12 protein-coding genes are annotated in these 16,056 nt (G+C 71.8%); 7 read left to right on the top strand and 5 right to left on the bottom strand.

Translation table 11 applies throughout. The features are described 5' to 3' along the window. Positions 1–22: 22 nt before the first annotated feature. The gene (locus ACFRQN_RS22510) at positions 23–976 is read right to left on the bottom strand and encodes a PAC2 family protein (protein ID WP_049650984.1); all 954 of its coding nucleotides are present in this window, start codon (positions 974–976) and stop codon (positions 23–25) included. A 322-nt stretch (positions 977–1,298) separates the two neighbouring features. Further along, positions 1,299–2,393, bottom strand: a complete 1,095-nt coding sequence (locus ACFRQN_RS22505; protein ID WP_380741658.1) for a hypothetical protein — start codon at positions 2,391–2,393, stop codon at positions 1,299–1,301. Positions 2,394–2,535: 142 nt separating this feature from the next. On the opposite strand from ACFRQN_RS22505, the gene metH reads away from it, so the two are divergent. From metH to ACFRQN_RS22490, 3 genes are all read left to right on the top strand, one after another. Further along, complete coding sequence (metH, locus tag ACFRQN_RS22500) at positions 2,536–6,048, top strand: methionine synthase (RefSeq protein ID WP_380741657.1); 3,513 nt, start codon at positions 2,536–2,538, stop codon at positions 6,046–6,048. Between the two features lie 139 nt (positions 6,049–6,187). Then, positions 6,188–6,892: an HAD family phosphatase gene (locus tag ACFRQN_RS22495; RefSeq protein WP_049650982.1), complete on the top strand. Its 705-nt coding sequence runs from the start codon at positions 6,188–6,190 to the stop codon at positions 6,890–6,892. Positions 6,893–7,113: 221 nt separating this feature from the next. Then, complete coding sequence (locus ACFRQN_RS22490; RefSeq protein WP_158077697.1) at positions 7,114–8,718, top strand: ABC transporter substrate-binding protein; 1,605 nt, start codon at positions 7,114–7,116, stop codon at positions 8,716–8,718. A 95-nt stretch (positions 8,719–8,813) separates the two neighbouring features. Here ACFRQN_RS22490 and ACFRQN_RS22485 read toward each other — a convergent pair whose 3' ends face one another. Both ACFRQN_RS22485 and ACFRQN_RS22480 read right to left on the bottom strand, forming a co-directional pair. Then, positions 8,814–9,485, bottom strand: a complete 672-nt coding sequence (locus ACFRQN_RS22485) for a response regulator transcription factor (RefSeq protein WP_049650980.1) — start codon at positions 9,483–9,485, stop codon at positions 8,814–8,816. Then, positions 9,486–10,385: a RecB family exonuclease gene (locus tag ACFRQN_RS22480; RefSeq protein ID WP_049650979.1), complete on the bottom strand. Its 900-nt coding sequence runs from the start codon at positions 10,383–10,385 to the stop codon at positions 9,486–9,488. It abuts the gene before it with no gap. 166 nt (positions 10,386–10,551) lie between these two features. Here ACFRQN_RS22480 and ACFRQN_RS22475 point away from each other — a divergent pair, with 166 nt between their 5' ends. The 3 genes from ACFRQN_RS22475 (at position 10,552) to ACFRQN_RS22465 (ending at position 13,510) form a co-directional block, all read left to right on the top strand. Next, positions 10,552–11,763 carry a site-2 protease family protein gene (locus tag ACFRQN_RS22475; RefSeq protein ID WP_380741656.1) on the top strand — a complete coding sequence of 404 codons (1,212 nt, stop codon included), beginning with the start codon at positions 10,552–10,554 and terminating at the stop codon, positions 11,761–11,763. A 46-nt stretch (positions 11,764–11,809) separates the two neighbouring features. Then, entirely contained in the window at positions 11,810–12,769 is a 960-nt protein-coding gene (locus ACFRQN_RS22470; protein ID WP_049650977.1) for a tRNA (adenine-N1)-methyltransferase, read from the top strand. 129 nt (positions 12,770–12,898) lie between these two features. After that, complete coding sequence (locus ACFRQN_RS22465; RefSeq protein WP_380741655.1) at positions 12,899–13,510, top strand: hypothetical protein; 612 nt, start codon at positions 12,899–12,901, stop codon at positions 13,508–13,510. 12 nt (positions 13,511–13,522) lie between these two features. Here the strand turns inward: ACFRQN_RS22465 and ACFRQN_RS22460 are convergent, their stop codons facing one another. Further along, the gene (locus ACFRQN_RS22460) at positions 13,523–13,825 is read right to left on the bottom strand and encodes a ferredoxin (RefSeq protein WP_049651996.1); all 303 of its coding nucleotides are present in this window, start codon (positions 13,823–13,825) and stop codon (positions 13,523–13,525) included. Positions 13,826–14,111: 286 nt separating this feature from the next. On the opposite strand from ACFRQN_RS22460, the gene arc reads away from it, so the two are divergent. Next, positions 14,112–15,878: a proteasome ATPase gene (arc, locus tag ACFRQN_RS22455; protein WP_049651997.1), complete on the top strand. Its 1,767-nt coding sequence runs from the start codon at positions 14,112–14,114 to the stop codon at positions 15,876–15,878. The last annotated feature ends 178 nt before the right edge of the window (positions 15,879–16,056 follow it).

Here is a 16,056-nt window from a genome sequence, read left to right as displayed (position 1 = left end):
CCTTCGGCGTGTGCGGTACGGGCTACTCGTCCTCGGCGCCGTCCTGGCTCTCCCGGGCGCCGCCCGGCGCCTCCGGATCGGCCGGCCGCTCCGCCGTGGCGTGCCCGGCCACCGGCTTCTCGCCGGTCGGCCCGACGTTCTCCCGGCGGCGCAGGTAGCGCTCGAACTCGCGGGCGATGGCGTCGCCGGAGGCCTCCGGCAGCTCCGCGGTGTCCTGCGCCTCCTCCAGCTGCTGGACGTACTCGGCCACCTCGCTGTCCTCGGCTGCCAGCTGGTCCACGCCGAGCTGCCAGGCCCGGGCGTCCTCGGCGAGCTCGCCCGGCGGGATGCGCAGGTCCAGCAGGTCCTCGAGCTTGTTGACCAGGGCCAGGGTGGCCTTCGGGTTCGGCGGCTGCGAGACGTAGTGCGGCACCGCGGCCCACAGCGTCACGGCCGGCACCCCGGCGTGGGTGCAGGCCTCCTGGAGCACCCCGACGATGCCGGTGGGGCCCTCGTAGCGGCTCTCCTCCAGGTCCAGCCGACGGGCCAGGTCCGGGTCGGAGGTGACCCCGCTGACGGGCACCGGGCGGCTGTGCGGGGTGTCCCCGAGCAGGGCGCCCAGGATCACCACCAGTTCGACGCCCAGCTCGTGGGCGAAGCCCAGCAGCTCGTTGCAGAACGAGCGCCAGCGCATGCTCGGCTCGATGCCGCGGACCAGCACGACGTCCCTGGTCGTCGGCTCCGTCACCCGGATCACCGAGAGCCGGGTGGTCGGCCAGGTGATCCGGCGGATGCCGCCGTCCAGCCAGACCGTGGGCCGGTTGACCTGGAAGTCGTAGTAGTCCTCCGCGTCCAGCGCGGCGAACACCTTGCCGTTCCAGGTCTCGTCGAGGTGTGCCAGAGCCGCGGAGGCGGCGTCGCCCGCGTCGTTCCAGCCCTCGAAGGCGCAGACCATCACCGGGTCGATCAACTCGGGAACATCTTCCAGCTCGATCACCCAGCGTCTCCCTCCGGTCGGCGGTCGGACCTGCGCCGCCCCGGCTGGCCTGCCGGGGCGCCGACGGGCCGGCTGCCGACTGTCGAACCTCTCGTCTCCCATGGAACGCCTCGCTCCATGGTCCCTACCTGCCCAGCCTACGGGCTTTGATGCGCACCGCGGCCGGGCACCGGGACAGTCTGGGGGAGCGGACCGCCGGGATCCACCGGATATCGGCGGTGCCGGAGCTGACGGTCCGTCAGGCGTTCACCAGGGGCGGAGCGTGTTCGACCGGCGACGCGCTGTGCCCGCCGCCGCCCGGCGCACGGGCCCGCCGGGCGCGCTACTCCGGGTCCACCCAGCCGTCGCGGTACGCCGTCCAGTGCTCGGGCAGCGCGGCGAAGTCCACGTACAGCGCGACGCCGAAGCCGGCCCGCCGCCGGTCCTCCCGGCCCAGGCCCAGCCGGACGCCCCGGACGGCGGCCCGGACGGTCTCGGCGTCGCCCCAGTGCCCCCACTTGTCGTCCCAGAAGAACGGCAGGCCCATCAGCAGGTCCACGTCGGCCGGGGTGGCCCGCAGGGCGAGTTCGGTCTGCCGGGCGACGTAGCCGCCGTACAGCGGCTCGGTGGGCATCGAGGTGTCGTAGCTCATCACCGCGATCTGGTCGACCCGGCGGGCGGTCTCGGTGAAGTACGCCTGGTCCCACCACTTGCCGTGGTCGGTGAGCAGGATCCCGGCCGTGTGCAGGCCGGGGACCGGGTCGATCTGCGGGGCCGCCACCGACAGTTTGGCGCCGCGCCCCGCGGTGACCGGGCGGACCTGGTCGAGCAGGGCCAGCCAGCCCGCCGAACCCGGGCGGATCGGCTCCATGTCGAAGTGCACCCCGTCGAAGCCGAGGTCCAGCACCTGGCGGGCGGAGGCGGTGACCCGGTCCCGGGTCGGGCCGTCCTCCAGGTCCAGGGCGTCCTTCTCCGGCTTGACCTCGTCGCCCAGCCAGCCCTGAAGCCGTACGCCGGGCAGCTCCCGGTGCACGGTGTCGGTGAACCAGCGGCCCCGGGGGTGGACGGCGGGCGGCAGCGAGCCGTCGTGCTCCAGCGGGCCGGTGTGCACGTAGAGGTCCCGGATGCCGGTGCCGGCCAGCTGCCGGCCGAGCGCGGCCACGTCGGCCTCGGTCCTGCGGCCGTCCACCCAGGCGTGGCCGAGCCAGAGCGCGTCCCGGCCCCGGGTGCGGGCGTCGGCGGCGGGCTCGCCGGTGTAGTGCAGCCGGAACAGCACGAACACCGAGCCCAGCGCGGTGGCCGGCACGGCCGCCACCAGCACCAGGGCCAGCAGTGACCGGCGCCACCACGACCACGCCCGCCAGCGGTCGCGCAGCACGCGGAACGGGGCCGTCAGGGCCCGACCGGCTCGCTGCGCGGAGGTCCCGAATCGGGCCACGCGCTTGCTCCCCCCTTGCGGTCGAACGCTCAGGATACGGAATGGAACGGCGGGCCGACCCGTGGGCCGGATACCCTGGCCACGTGCGGGCCCGAGCAAGCGGGTCCGCAAAGCCGACAGCCGTCGCACCAGGGAGAAGCCCATGGCCACAGCAGCCACCCCGTCCATCACTCAGCAGAACCGTGCGAACGCGCTGCGTGAAGCGCTCGCCACCCGGGTGGTGGTCGCCGACGGTGCCATGGGCACCATGCTCCAGGCGCAGGACCCGACGCTGGAGGACTTCCAGAACCTCGAAGGCTGCAACGAGGTCCTCAACACCACCCGCCCGGACATCGTCCGGTCCGTCCACGAGGCCTACTTCGCGGTGGGCGTGGACTGCGTGGAGACCAACACCTTCGGCGCCAACTTCAGCGCCCTCGGCGAGTACGAGATCGCCGAGCGGATCTTCGAGCTGTCCGAGTCCGGCGCCCGGATCGCCCGTGAGGCGGCCGACGCCCACGCCGCCGCCGACGGCCGCACCCGCTGGGTGCTCGGCTCGATCGGCCCCGGCACCAAGCTGCCGACGCTCGGCCACGCCCCGTACGAGACGCTGCGCGACGGGTTCCAGCAGAACGCGGCCGGCCTGATCGCCGGCGGCGCCGACGCGCTGCTGGTCGAGACCAGCCAGGACCTGCTGCAGACCAAGGCCGCCATCCTGGGCTCCAAGCGGGCCCTGGCCGAGGCCGGCCTGGACCTGCCGGTGCTGGTGCAGGTGACGGTGGAGACCACCGGCACCATGCTGCTCGGCTCGGAGATCGGCGCCGCGCTCACCGCGCTGGAGCCGCTGGGCGTCGACTACATCGGCCTCAACTGCGCCACCGGCCCGGCCGAGATGAGCGAGCACCTGCGCTACCTGGCCAAGAACGCCCGGATCGGCCTGTCCTGCATGCCGAACGCGGGCCTGCCGGTGCTCGGCAAGGACGGCGCCCACTACCCGCTCTCCCCGGCCGAACTGGCCGACGCCCACGACGTGTTCACCCGCGAGTACGGCCTCTCGCTGGTCGGCGGCTGCTGCGGCACCACCCCCGAGCACCTGCGCCAGGTGGTCGAGCGGGTCCAGGGCCGCCCGATCGCCCCGCGCGACCCCCGCCCCGAGCCCTCGGCGGCCTCGCTGTACCAGGCCGTGCCGTTCCGCCAGGACACCTCGTACCTGGCGATCGGCGAGCGCACCAACGCCAACGGCTCGAAGAAGTTCCGCGAGTCGATGCTGGCCGGCGACTGGCAGGCCTGCGTGGAGATCGCCCGCGACCAGATCCGGGACGGCTCCCACCTGCTGGACCTCTGCGTGGACTACGTCGGCCGCGACGGCGTTGCCGACATGAAGGAGATCGCCGGCCGGCTGGCCACCGCCTCCACCCTGCCGATCGTGCTGGACTCCACCGAGCCGCAGGTGCTGCGGGCCGGCCTGGAGGCGCTCGGCGGCCGCGCGGTGCTCAACTCGGTCAACTACGAGGACGGCAACGCCCCGGACTCGCGCTTCGGCCGGATCGCCTCGCTGGCCCGCGAGCACGGCGCCGGCCTGATCGCGCTGACCATCGACGAGGAGGGCCAGGCCCGCACCGCCGACAAGAAGGTCGAGATCGCCGAGCGGCTGATCGCCGAGCTCACCGCCGACTACGGCGTCGACGAGGGCTCGATCCTGGTCGACTGCCTCACCTTCACCCTGGCCACCGGCCAGGAGGAGTCCCGCCGGGACGGCATCGAGACCATCGAGGCGATCCGCGAGCTCAAGCGCCGCCGCCCGGCCGTGCAGACCACGCTGGGCCTGTCCAACATCTCCTTCGGCCTCAACCCGGCCGCCCGGGTGGTGCTGAACTCGGTCTTCCTGCACGAGTGCGTGGAGGCCGGCCTGGACTCGGCGATCGTGCACGCCTCCAAGATCCTGCCGATCTCCCGGATCCCCGAGGACCAGCGCGAGGCCGCCCTCGACCTGGTCTACGACCGCCGCCGGGACGGCTACGACCCGCTGCAGCACCTGCTGGAGCTGTTCGACGGCGTCTCCTCGGCCTCGGTCAAGGCGTCCAAGGCGGAGGAGCTGGCCGCGCTGCCGCTGGACGAGCGCCTCCAGCGCCGGATCATCGACGGCGAGCGCAAGGGCCTGGAGGCCGACCTGGACGAGGCGCTGGCCGGTCGGCCCGCGCTGGAGATCATCAACGACACCCTGCTGTCCGGCATGAAGGTGGTCGGCGAGCTCTTCGGCTCCGGCCAGATGCAGCTGCCGTTCGTGCTCCAGTCCGCCGAGGTGATGAAGACCGCGGTGGCCCACCTGGAGCCGCACATGGAGAAGTCGGACAGCGAGGGCAAGGGCACCATCGTGCTGGCCACCGTCAAGGGCGACGTCCACGACATCGGCAAGAACCTGGTCGACATCATCCTGTCCAACAACGGCTACAACGTGGTCAACCTGGGCATCAAGCAGCCGGTCTCGGCGATCCTGGACGCCGCGCAGGAGCACAACGCGGACGTCATCGGGATGTCCGGCCTGCTGGTGAAGTCCACCGTGATCATGAAGGAGAACCTGGAGGAGCTGAACCAGCGCAAGCTGGCCGCGAGCTTCCCGGTGATCCTCGGCGGCGCCGCGCTCACCCGGGCCTACGTCGAGCAGGACCTGCACGAGATCTACGAGGGCGAGGTCCGCTACGCCCGGGACGCCTTCGAGGGCCTGCGGCTGATGGACGCGCTGATCGCGGTCAAGCGCGGCGTGCCCGGTGCGGCGCTGCCGGAGCTCAAGCAGCGCCGGCACGCCCGGGTCGAGGTGGAGGAGCCGGAGCCCGAGGTCAACCTCGGCCAGATCCGCTCCGACGTCGCCGTCGACAACGCCGTGCCCGTCCCGCCGTTCTGGGGCGACCGGATCGTCAAGGGCATCCCGTTCGCGGACTACGCCTCCTGGCTGGACGAGGACGCGCTGTTCAAGGGCCAGTGGGGCCTGAAGGCCTCCCGGGCCGGCGACGGGCCGTCCTACGAGGAGCTGGTGGAGACCGAGGGCCGGCCGCGGCTGCGGGCCTGGCTGGACCGCCTGCAGACCGAGGGCTGGCTGGAGGCCGCCGTGGTCTACGGCTACTACCCGGCCAACTCCAAGGGCGACGACCTGATCGTCTTCCACGAGGACGGCACCGAGCGCACCCGCTTCACCTTCCCGCGCCAGCGGCGCGGGCGCCGGCTCTGCCTGGCCGACTTCTTCCGCCCGGAGGAGTCCGGGGTGCGGGACGTGGTGGGCCTCCAGGTGGTCACCATGGGCAACCGGATCTCCGAGGCGGCCAACGAGCTGTTCGCCGAGAACTCCTACCGGGACTACCTGGAGCTGCACGGCCTCTCGGTGCAGCTGGCCGAGGCGCTGGCCGAGTTCTGGCACGCGCGGGTCCGCTACGAGCTGGGCTTCTCCGGCGAGGACCCGCAGGACGTCAAGGACATGTTCGCGCTCAAGTACCGCGGCGCCCGCTTCTCGCTCGGCTACGGGGCCTGCCCCGAGCTGGAGGACCGGGCCAAGATCGCCGAGCTGCTGAAGCCGGAGCGGATCGGCGTGGTGCTCTCCGAGGAGTTCCAGCTCCACCCGGAGCAGTCCACCGACGCGATCGTGATCCACCACCCGGAGGCGAAGTACTTCAACGCCCGGTAACCCCCGGTTCCCGTCGCATTCGCTCTTTCCGGACGAAGCGGGCGTATCCTTGATGATCCTGAACGGGCCGGTCCGCTCACCTGCGGGCCGGCCCGTGCCTTCCCCGGGGCCGCCCGGGCCTGCCGGAAGGACCCCCGCCATGACCACCAGCCCCACTGCCACGCGCATCCTCGACCACGGGGACGACCGCGGGCTCCAGGCGGTGCTGCTGGACATGGACGGGACGCTGGTGGACACCGAGGACTTCTGGTGGCAGGCCGAGGCCTCGCTCTTCGCCGAGCTGGGCCACGAGCTGGACGAGGCGGACCGCGCCCACGTGGTCGGCGGTCCGATGGCCAGGGTGATGGAGTACCTGGTCGCCCGGACCGGGGCGGACATCGCGCCGGCGGACCTCGGCGTGCTGGTCAACCAGCGCTTCGTCGACCTGCTGGCGGGCGGCGTGCCGCTCATGCCGGGCGCCGAGCGGCTGCTCAACACCCTTGCCGCGCACGGCATCCCGGCCGCCCTGGTGTCCGCCTCGCACCGGCACGTGATCGACATCGTGCTGCGCTCGCTGGGCGCCCACCACTTCGCCTTCAGCATCGGCGGGGACGAGGTGCCGCGCACCAAGCCGTTCCCGGACCCGTACCTGGAGGCGGCCCGGCGGCTGGGCGCGGAGCCGGCCCGCTGCGTGGTGGTCGAGGACACCCCGACCGGGGTGCGGGCGGGCGAGGCGGCCGGCTGCCCGGTGATCGCGGTGCCCTCGGTGGCGCCGGTCGAGCCGGCTCCGGGGCGGCTGGTGGTGTCCTCGCTGGAGCAGGTCGACCTCGACCTGCTGCGCTCCCTGGTCGCCTCGCGGGTGTGATTGTCGTCTCATTGCGAGGCGGCTCTACTCGCCGGTACGAGGCCCGGCGAGCCCCCGGACCGGCGCTGCCGGGGGAGAAAACGGTCATTGGCTGACAACTCGTCGGGCGCGTGGTGATGCCCTCAACGACCGTGTCCCAAACGTCATCTGCACGGGTACCGGTCGTGCGTGTTCGATATGGCACGCTACTCCAGTTCGTGCCACCCAGAAGGACGCGCCTCGTGAAGACTTCAGCTGAACGCCTGGCAGTACTCGGTTGCGCCGGCCTGGTCGCCGTGTCGGTGGCGGGCTGCGGATCGGTGACCGACGTGGTCAAGGGGGACAGCGGCAAGTCCATCACCATGGGCACCAGCCAGCTGACCGGTGTCCTGGACCCGGCCGCCGCCTACGACTCCGGCTCCTGGCTGCTGCTGCGCAACACCTTCCAGTCGCTGCTCACCTTCCAGGCCGCCGCCAGCGCGCCCTCCCCGGACGCCGCGCAGTCCTGCGAGTTCACCAGCGCCGAGGCCACCGAGTACCACTGCACCCTGAAGCCCGGTCTGAAGTTCTCCAACGGGCACCCGATGACGGCCCAGGACGTGGTCTTCTCGATCGAGCGCACCAAGAAGATCAACGACCAGAACGGCCCGGTCGAACTGCTGGACTCGATCAAGTCCGTCGAGGCCAAGGGCGACAACGAGGTGCTCTTCCACCTCTCCGCGCCCGACGCCACCCTGCCGGCCAAGCTGGCGAGCCCGGCCGGCGCCATCGTGGACCACCAGGTCTACCCCGCCGACAAGGTCGTCCCCAACGACAAGCTGATCGGCTCCGGCCCGTACCGCATCGACTCGGTCGAGAACCTGAACGGCGGCAAGCAGCTGGGCAAGGTCGTGCTGTCGGCCAACGACAAGTACGGCGGCGAGGCCAAGCTCCGGAACAGCAAGTTCACCGTGCGGTACTTCGACAAGGCCGAGGACCTGAAGACCGCGCTGGACAAGAGCGAGATCGACCTCACCGACAACAGCCTGGAGCCGAACACCGCCGCCCAGGTCCGCTCCGACCAGCAGGGCGGCAAGGCCGACCTCCAGGTGACCGAGGGCGACAGCAACGACACCCGTTCGCTGGTCCTCAACACCAAGGACCCGCTGATGAGCAACGTCGCGGTCCGCCAGGCCGTCGCCCAGATGATGGACCGCAAGGCGCTGGCCCGCGACGTCTTCGCCCGCACCGTCCAGGCGCTCTACTCCATGGTCCCGGCCGGCCTGCCCGGCCACACCACGGCCTTCTTCGACCGCTACGGCGACCAGGACGTGAACAAGGCCAAGAAGATCCTGGCCGACGCCAAGGTCCAGACCCCGGTCAAGTTCACGCTGACCTGGTCCCGTTCGCGGGCCGGCAGCAACGAGGCCGAGACGCTGAAGAAGCAGCTGGAGACCGGCGGCCTGTTCCAGGTGACGCTCGCCCAGGAGCCGGACTGGGACTCGTACCGCAAGGGCTGGGCCGAGAGCAAGTACCAGGCGTACATCATCGGTTGGTTCGCCGACTACCCGGACCCGGACAACTACCTCGCCCCGCTGCTGATCAACGGCGGTGCGTACCACCACGGTTGGGACGACCCGCGGATCAGCGGCCGGCTGGTGCCGGAGGGCCTCAAGCAGACCGACCGCAGCGCCGCGGCCGGCACCTACGCGCAGATACAGCAGATCGAGGCCGAGAACGTGCCGCTGATCCCGCTGTACCAGAACAAGTCCTTCTTCGCGGCCCGCTCGTACGTCACCGGCGTCGAGTCCACCGTCGACACCACCGGCTACTTCCGCTTCTGGGAGATCAGCCGGACCAACAAGTAGCGCCCGCAGGACGGCGGCCCGCCCGCTTCCCCGTCGGTACGGGGAAGCAGGCGGGCCGCTGTGACGTTTCTGCCGCCCTGGCCGCTAGCGGCCTGCTACAGGGCGCCCGGGCGCACCAGCCCGCTCTCGTAGGCGTACACCGCCGCCTGCACCCGGTCGCGCAGCTGGAGCTTGGTCAGCACATGGCCCACGTGGGTCTTCACGGTGGTCTCGCTGACGAACAGCTCGGCCGCGATCTCCGCGTTCGACAGCCCGCGCGCCACCAGCTTCAGCACCTCCAGCTCACGCTCGGTCAGCGCGCCCAGCGCCTGCGGCGGCGCCTCGTCGCCCGAGGGCAGCTTGGTGGCGTACATGTCCAGCAGCCGGCGGGTGATGCTCGGCGCCAGCATCGCCGCGCCGTCCGCGACCACCCGGATCGCCTGCACCAGCTCCTCGGCCGGGACGTCCTTCAGCAGGAAGCCGCTGGCACCCGCGCGCAGCGCCTCCACCACGTACTCGTCCAGGTCGAAGGTGGTCAGCACCAGCACCTTGGCCGGGCCGTCGCGCCCCGGGCCGGCGATCCGGCGGGTCGCCTCGACGCCGTCCATCCTGGGCATCCGGATGTCCATCAGCACCACGTCGGGCTGCAGCGCCCGCACCTGGTCCAGCGCCTGCTGGCCGTCGCCGGCCTCGCCGACCACCACCAGGTCGGACTCGGCCTCCAGAATCATCCGGAAACCGGTGCGCAGCAGCGGCTGGTCGTCGACCAGCAGCACTCGGATCGTCACCTAGGACTCCTTGCTCATCGGATCCCCCGTGGGATCGCTTTCATCCGACGTACGGGCCAGCGGCAGCGGGTACGGCGGCGGGGTGCCGCCGAACTCCGGGCAGCTGGCCTGGTGGTCGCACCAGTCGCAGAGGCGGTTGCGGGTCGCCGGGAAGTCCCCGGTGGCCACCGCGTGGCCGATCCGCTCCCACAGCGCCCGGAGCTTGCGCTCCACCGCGAGCAGGTCCGCCTCGTCCGGGTCGTAGCTGACCACGTCCCCGCCCCCGCCGAGGTAGACCAGCTGGAGGCGCTTGGGGAGCACGCCCTTCCAGCGCCACACCACCAGGGCGTAGAACTTCATCTGGAACATCGCCTTGCCCTCGAAGTCCCGCGAGGGCGCCCGGCCGGTCTTGTAGTCCACCAGCCGGACCTCGCCGGTCGGGGCGACGTCCACCCGGTCGATGTAGCCGCGCAGCAGCAGCCCCGAGTCCAGGGCCGTCTCCACGTACAGCTCCCGCTCCACCGGGTGCAGCCGGGTCGGGTCCTCCAGCCGGAACCACTGGCCGACCAGCTTCTCGGCGTCCGCCAGCCAGCGGGTGAGCGCCGCACCGTCCGGGTCGTCCGGGAACAGCGAGCCCAGCTCCGGGCGCTCGCCCAGCAGCCGCTCCCACTGCGGGCGCAGCAGGCCCAGCGCCCGGTCCGGGGTCCGCTCGGCCGCCGGGCTGTCGAACAGCCGCTCCAGCACCGCGTGCACCAGCGTGCCCCGGGTCGCCGCCGAGCTCGGCGGCTCGGGCAGCCGGTCGATCACCCGCAGCCGGTACAGCAGGGGACAGGTGAGGAAGTCCCCCGCTCGGGACGGGGAGAGCCCGGTCGGGGGTGCCGCCGGGCGCCCGGCGGCACTGCTGGTCTGGGTGTGCTGCATGGCTACGACCCTATTGCCCTTTGCTGTCATCCCGCTGCCACGGTGCTGCCACAGCCGCCGGTGAGTGGGTATGAAGGCAGAAGGAGGGCCGCGCAGCGCCGGGGGGCCGCGATCACGTAGCGTGGGCGCACCGGGCACGACGGGGGAGACGACCGAAGGGATCACGGTGAGCGACAGCAGGGGGCAGCAGCCCTCCGAACAGCCACCGCAGGCGGGCGACGGGCGCCCGGCCGCGCCGCCGCCCGAGCGCCGCGGCGGAATCCTGATGGGCCGGCCCTTCGGCGTGCCCATCTACGTCACCCCCTCCTGGTTCGTCATCGCCGCGCTGATCACCTGGGTGTTCGGCGGGCAGCTGGGCGACGTGCTGCCCGACCTCGGCGGCGCCCGCTACCTGGTCGCGTTCTTCTTCGCGGTCGCCTTCTACGCCTCCGTCCTGGTGCACGAGCTCGCCCACACCCTGGTCGCACTGCGGTACAAGCTCGGGGTGCGGCGGATCCAGCTCCAGTTCTTCGGCGGGGTCTCCGAGATCGAGAACGAGGCGGAGAGCCCCTGGCGGGAGTTCTGGCTGGCCTTCGTCGGCCCGCTGCTCTCGCTGCTGCTCGGCGGCGTGTTCTACCTCGGGGTGCGGGCGGTGGAGCTGTCCACCGTGCCCGGGGTGCTGCTCACCGGCCTGATGGTCTCCAACCTGGTGGTCGCCGCCTTCAACCTGCTGCCCGGACTGCCGCTGGACGGCGGCCGGATGCTGCGCGCGGTCGTCTGGGCGATCACCGGCCGGCCGATGACCGGCACGGTGGCCGCCGCCTGGGTCGGCCGCGGGCTGGCCGTCGCCGTGCTGATCGGCCTGCCGCTGCTGAGCGCCGCCCGCGGGGTCGAGCGCACCACCACCGACACCCTGGTGGACGCGGTGCTGGCCGCGGTGCTCGCCGCGATCATCTGGAACGGCGCCACCGGCAGCCTGCGCAACGCCCGGCTCAAGGAGGTGCTGCCCTCCCTGCGGCTGCGCGAGCTGGCCCGGCGGGCCGTCGAGGTCACCGCCGACACCCCGCTCGGCGAGGCGCTGCGCCGCGCCCGCGAGGCCGGGGCCGGCGCGGTGATCGTGGTGGACGGCCGGGGCGAGCCGATCGCCCTCGTCCGGGAGTCCGCCGTCCGCTCGGTGCCCGATCACCGCCGCCCCTGGGTGGCCGTCGGCCCGCTCGCCCGCGACCTCGAACCCGGGCTGCGGCTGGACGCCGACCTCGGCGGCGAGGACCTGCTGCGGGCCGTCCAGGCCACCCCGGCGGGGGAGTACCTGGTGGTCGAGCCGGACGGCCGGGTGTACGGCGTGGCCGCGCTCAGCGACATCGAGCAGCGGCTGACCGCCGCCGTCTCCGGCCGCTGATCATGGTGGTAAGGCGGAAGGCTCCGCTTCCCTTAGGATTGTCCGCATGTCCGAACCGACCGGTGCCGCCCGCCGACGCGGGCCCTTCCAGGTCGGGGACCAGGTCCAGCTGACCGACCCCAAGGGTCGCCACTACACGTTCACGCTCCAGGCCGGGAACCAGTTCCACACCCACAAGGGTGCGTTCCCGCACGACGAGCTGATCGGCGCCCCCGAAGGCACGGTCGTGCGCACCACGGGGAACGTCCCGTACCTCGCGCTGCGCCCCCTGCTCCCCGACTACGTCCTGTCCATGCCGCGCGGCGCCGCCGTGATCTACCCCAAGGACGCGGGGCAGATCCTGGCGATGGCCGACATCTTCGCCGGCGCCCGCGTCGTCGAGGCCGGCGTCGGCTCCGGCGCGCTCTCCACCTACCTGCTGCGCGCCGTCGGCGACACCGGCATGCTGGCCTCCTACGAGCGCCGGCAGGACTTCGCCGACATCGCCCAGGGCAACGTCGAGCGCTACTTCGGCGGCCCGCACCCGGCGTGGAAGCTCACCGTCGGCGACCTCCAGGACAACCTGGTCGAGACCGACGTCGACCGCGTCATCCTCGACATGCTGGCGCCCTGGGAGTGCCTGGACGTCGCCTCCAAGGCGCTCGTCCCCGGCGGCCTCATCTGCTGCTACGTGGCCACCACCACGCAGATGTCGAAGACCGTCGAGGCGCTGCGCGACCACGGCACCTTCACCGAGCCGCAGGCCTGGGAGACCATGGTCCGCACCTGGCACCTGGAGGGCCTGGCGGTCCGCCCGGACCACCGGATGATCGGCCACACCGGCTTCCTGCTCACCGCCCGCCGCCTGGCGGACGGCGTCGAGCCGCCGCTGCGCCGCCGCCGTCCGGCCAAGGGCGCGTACGGCGAGGACTACGACAACGGGACGCCCGAGCCCACCCTCCAGGAGCGCGCCGCCGCCCGCAAGGCCGCCCAGGCCACGGAGGCGGACCAGCCCGACCTGGGCTGAGCCCCGAACCCACCGACAAGGGGTGGTACGAGCACACCGCTCGTACCACCCCTTTCGCATTCCGCCGATCACGGTGTGGGACGATGCTGGCTCACGCCTTGGCTCTTGGAGCGCTGGAGGGGACGCCTGGTGGAGACCGCGGTCGGGACGACGGCGACGGTTGGACAGCAGACACCGCGGGGCCGTTCCGGGCCCGGTCACGCGCGCACCGTCCCCTGGCACTGGGCCGTCGCCCTGGCCGGCTGCGGCGCGGTGGTGGCGGCCGCGCTCGCGGCCTCCCCGGCGACCGGCACCCCGGTGCCCGCGCACGGCACCCCCCAGGCCCTCGTCGCGAGCGCCGCCCCCGACCCGGCCCGGGCCCAACTCCCGCTGGACTGCGGCCCGTTCCCGGTCAAGACGGCGCTCAGCGTGCCGGCCCGGCTCGGCGACGGACGCCCCGGCACGGTGGTCGCCGCGCACTGCGCCACCGAGACCGGCACCCCGCCGGACGCCGTCTACCTGCTCGGCTTCGGCCCGGGCGGGCGCCCCGAGGTGGTGGCCACCCTGCTCCCCGAGCGCGAGAACCTCACCGTGAGCCGGATCGCGGTGCGTTCGGACGGCGCCATCACCGGCCACGCGCAGGGGTATTCGAGCGAGGACGTGCCGCGGTTCCGGCCCGACATCTCGCTCGACCTCACCTGGACGCAGCGGAGCGGCGGCTGGGAACGCTCCCAGACCGCCGCCCCGCTCCACCAGGCCTGAGCCCGGCCCGTCCTACTCCGCGTCGGGGCCGTACACCTCGACCCGGTCGGCGACCCGGCGCACGTGGATGCAGTCGCCGGGGCACTCCTTCGCCGAGTCCACCACGTCCTGAAGGATCGTCAGCGGCACCGGGGCACTCTCCCCGGGCTGCTGGCGCAGCTCGTCGTCCGGCCCCTTCACGTAGGCCAGCCCGTCGATGTCGAGCTCGAAGACCTCGGGCGCGTACTGCACGCAGATGCCGTCACCGGTGCACAGATCCTGGTCGATCCACACCTCCAGCGCCTCGGCCGCCGCCGTCTGCTCGGTCACCGACATGGTCCCCTGCCGTTTCTGTCCCGGGTCGCCCCTATTCCTGGAGCAATCCCGCCATTCGTACAACGATCGGACCTCGACTTGTGGTCGCGATCGGATATCACTTCGCTCGACGATACATCTGGCCCGCTTTGGGTGGTGCGCGGTGGGTATCCCCCTTAGCAGAGGGGAAGCACGCTGGGGCGAAGATCGGACACGCCCGTTCCATCTTTCTTGATCTAGGGGTTTACGGACCCCTGGTCCCAGGTAGGGTCTGGAAGCGTCCAGCTCCCCGGAGGAGGTGAGGACCGTGGCAGCCCACGATGACGACTACAACCGCAGCACCGGCAGGCCCGCTCGTGGTTCCGACGAGGCCGCTCAGGTCTCGTACCTTGAGCAGGAAATCGCCGTGCTGCGCCGCAAGCTCGCCGACTCGCCGCGCAATTCGAGGATCCTCGAAGAGCGGATCGTCGAGCTCCAGACCAACCTGGCGGGCGTGACCGCCCAGAACGAACGGCTCGCCTCCACCCTGCGAGAGGCCCGCGACCAGATCGTGGCCCTCAAGGAGGAAGTGGACCGGCTGGCACAGCCCCCGGCCGGCTTCGGCACCTTCCTCGACGCGAACGAGGACGGCACCGCGGACATCTTCACCGGCGGGCGCAAGCTCCGCGTGAACGTCAGCCCGAGCGTCGCCCTCGACGAGGTGCGGCGCGGCCAGGAAGTGATGCTCAACGAGGCCCTCAACATCGTGGACGCGATGGCCTTCGAGAACATCGGCGAGATCGTCACCCTCAAGGAGCTCCTGGAGGACGGCGAGCGCGCCCTGGTGCTGGGCCACACCGACGAGGAGCGGGTGGTGCGCCTCGCCGAACCGCTGCGCGGGCTGACCATCCGGTCCGGGGACGCCCTGCTGCTGGAGCCCCGCTCCGGCTACGTCTTCGAGGTCGTCCCGAAGTCCGAGGTCGAGGAGTTGGTCCTCGAGGAGGTCCCGGACATCGACTACCGCCAGATCGGCGGCCTGAGCAACCAGATCGAGCTGATCCGCGACGCGGTCGAGCTGCCGTACCTGCACGCCGACCTCTTCAAGGAGTACGAGCTGCGCCCGCCCAAGGGCGTGCTGCTCTACGGCCCGCCCGGCTGCGGCAAGACGCTGATCGCCAAGGCGGTCGCCAACTCGCTGGCGAAGAAGGTGGCCGAGGTCACCGGACGCCCCCAGGGGAAGAGCTACTTCCTCAACATCAAGGGGCCCGAGCTGCTCAACAAGTACGTGGGCGAGACCGAGCGGCAGATCCGCCTGGTGTTCCAGCGGGCCCGGGAGAAGGCGGGCGAGGGCACGCCCGTCATCGTCTTCTTCGACGAGATGGAGTCGCTGTTCCGCACCCGCGGTTCCGGCGTCAGCTCGGACGTGGAGAACACCATCGTCCCGCAGCTGCTCGCCGAGATCGACGGCGTGGAGGGCCTGGAGAACGTCATCGTCATCGGCGCCTCGAACCGCGAGGACATGATCGACCCGGCGATCCTGCGGCCCGGCCGCCTGGACGTCAAGATCAAGATCGAGCGCCCGGACGCCGAGGCCGCGAAGGACATCTTCTCCAAGTACCTCAAGGACTCGCTGCCGTTCCACCCGGACGACCTCAAGGAGCACGAGGGCTCCGTCGAGGCCACGGTGGTCGCGATGATCCAGTCGGTGGTGGAGCGGATGTACTCCGAGACCGAGGAGAACCGCTTCCTGGAGGTCACCTACGCCAACGGTGACAAGGAGGTCCTGTACTTCAAGGACTTCAACTCCGGCGCGATGATCCAGAACATCGTCGACCGCGCGAAGAAGATGGCCATCAAGGACTTCCTCGACCACGGTCAGCGGGGCCTGCGCGTCTCCCACCTGCTCGCCGCCTGCGTCGACGAGTTCAAGGAGAACGAGGACCTCCCGAACACCACCAACCCGGACGACTGGGCCCGCATCTCCGGCAAGAAGGGCGAGCGGATCGTCTTCATCCGCACGCTGGTCACCGGCAAGCAGGGCGCCGAGTCCGGCCGCTCGATCGACACTGTCGCCAACACGGGGCAGTACCTGTAAGCACGCGGTTGTCCGGGCCGGCAGCGGTCCCCGGAGCTGTACGCACACCGTCCGGCTGTGGCGCCTCGCGGCCCCGCAGCCGGACGGCGCGTCTCCGGGCCCGCCGTTCGGCGCCGGGTTCTAGGCTCGACCCACCGTGCGCGGGCAGAGGCCCGGCGCCGGTGTTGTTCGGCGGTAC

Origin of the sequence: Kitasatospora sp. NPDC056800, assembly GCF_042789775.1 — a bacterium.
Classification (GTDB): Bacteria; Actinomycetota; Actinomycetes; order Streptomycetales; family Streptomycetaceae; genus Kitasatospora.
The sequence above is the reverse complement of the archived record's forward strand: the minus strand, read 5'-3'. Positions and strand labels throughout refer to the sequence as shown.

Bases quoted from the DNA above. Each gene is read 5' to 3' on its own strand.
- metH (WP_380741657.1), top strand. From the start codon at position 2,536: ATGGCCACAGCAGCCACCCCGTCCATCACTCAGCAGAACCGTGCGAAC.
- ACFRQN_RS22495 (WP_049650982.1), top strand. From the start codon at position 6,188: ATGACCACCAGCCCCACTGCCACGCGCATCCTCGACCACGGGGACGAC.
- ACFRQN_RS22480 (WP_049650979.1), bottom strand. From the start codon at position 10,385: ATGCAGCACACCCAGACCAGCAGTGCCGCCGGGCGCCCGGCGGCACCC.
- ACFRQN_RS22470 (WP_049650977.1), top strand. From the start codon at position 11,810: ATGTCCGAACCGACCGGTGCCGCCCGCCGACGCGGGCCCTTCCAGGTC.
- ACFRQN_RS22460 (WP_049651996.1), bottom strand. From the start codon at position 13,825: ATGTCGGTGACCGAGCAGACGGCGGCGGCCGAGGCGCTGGAGGTGTGG.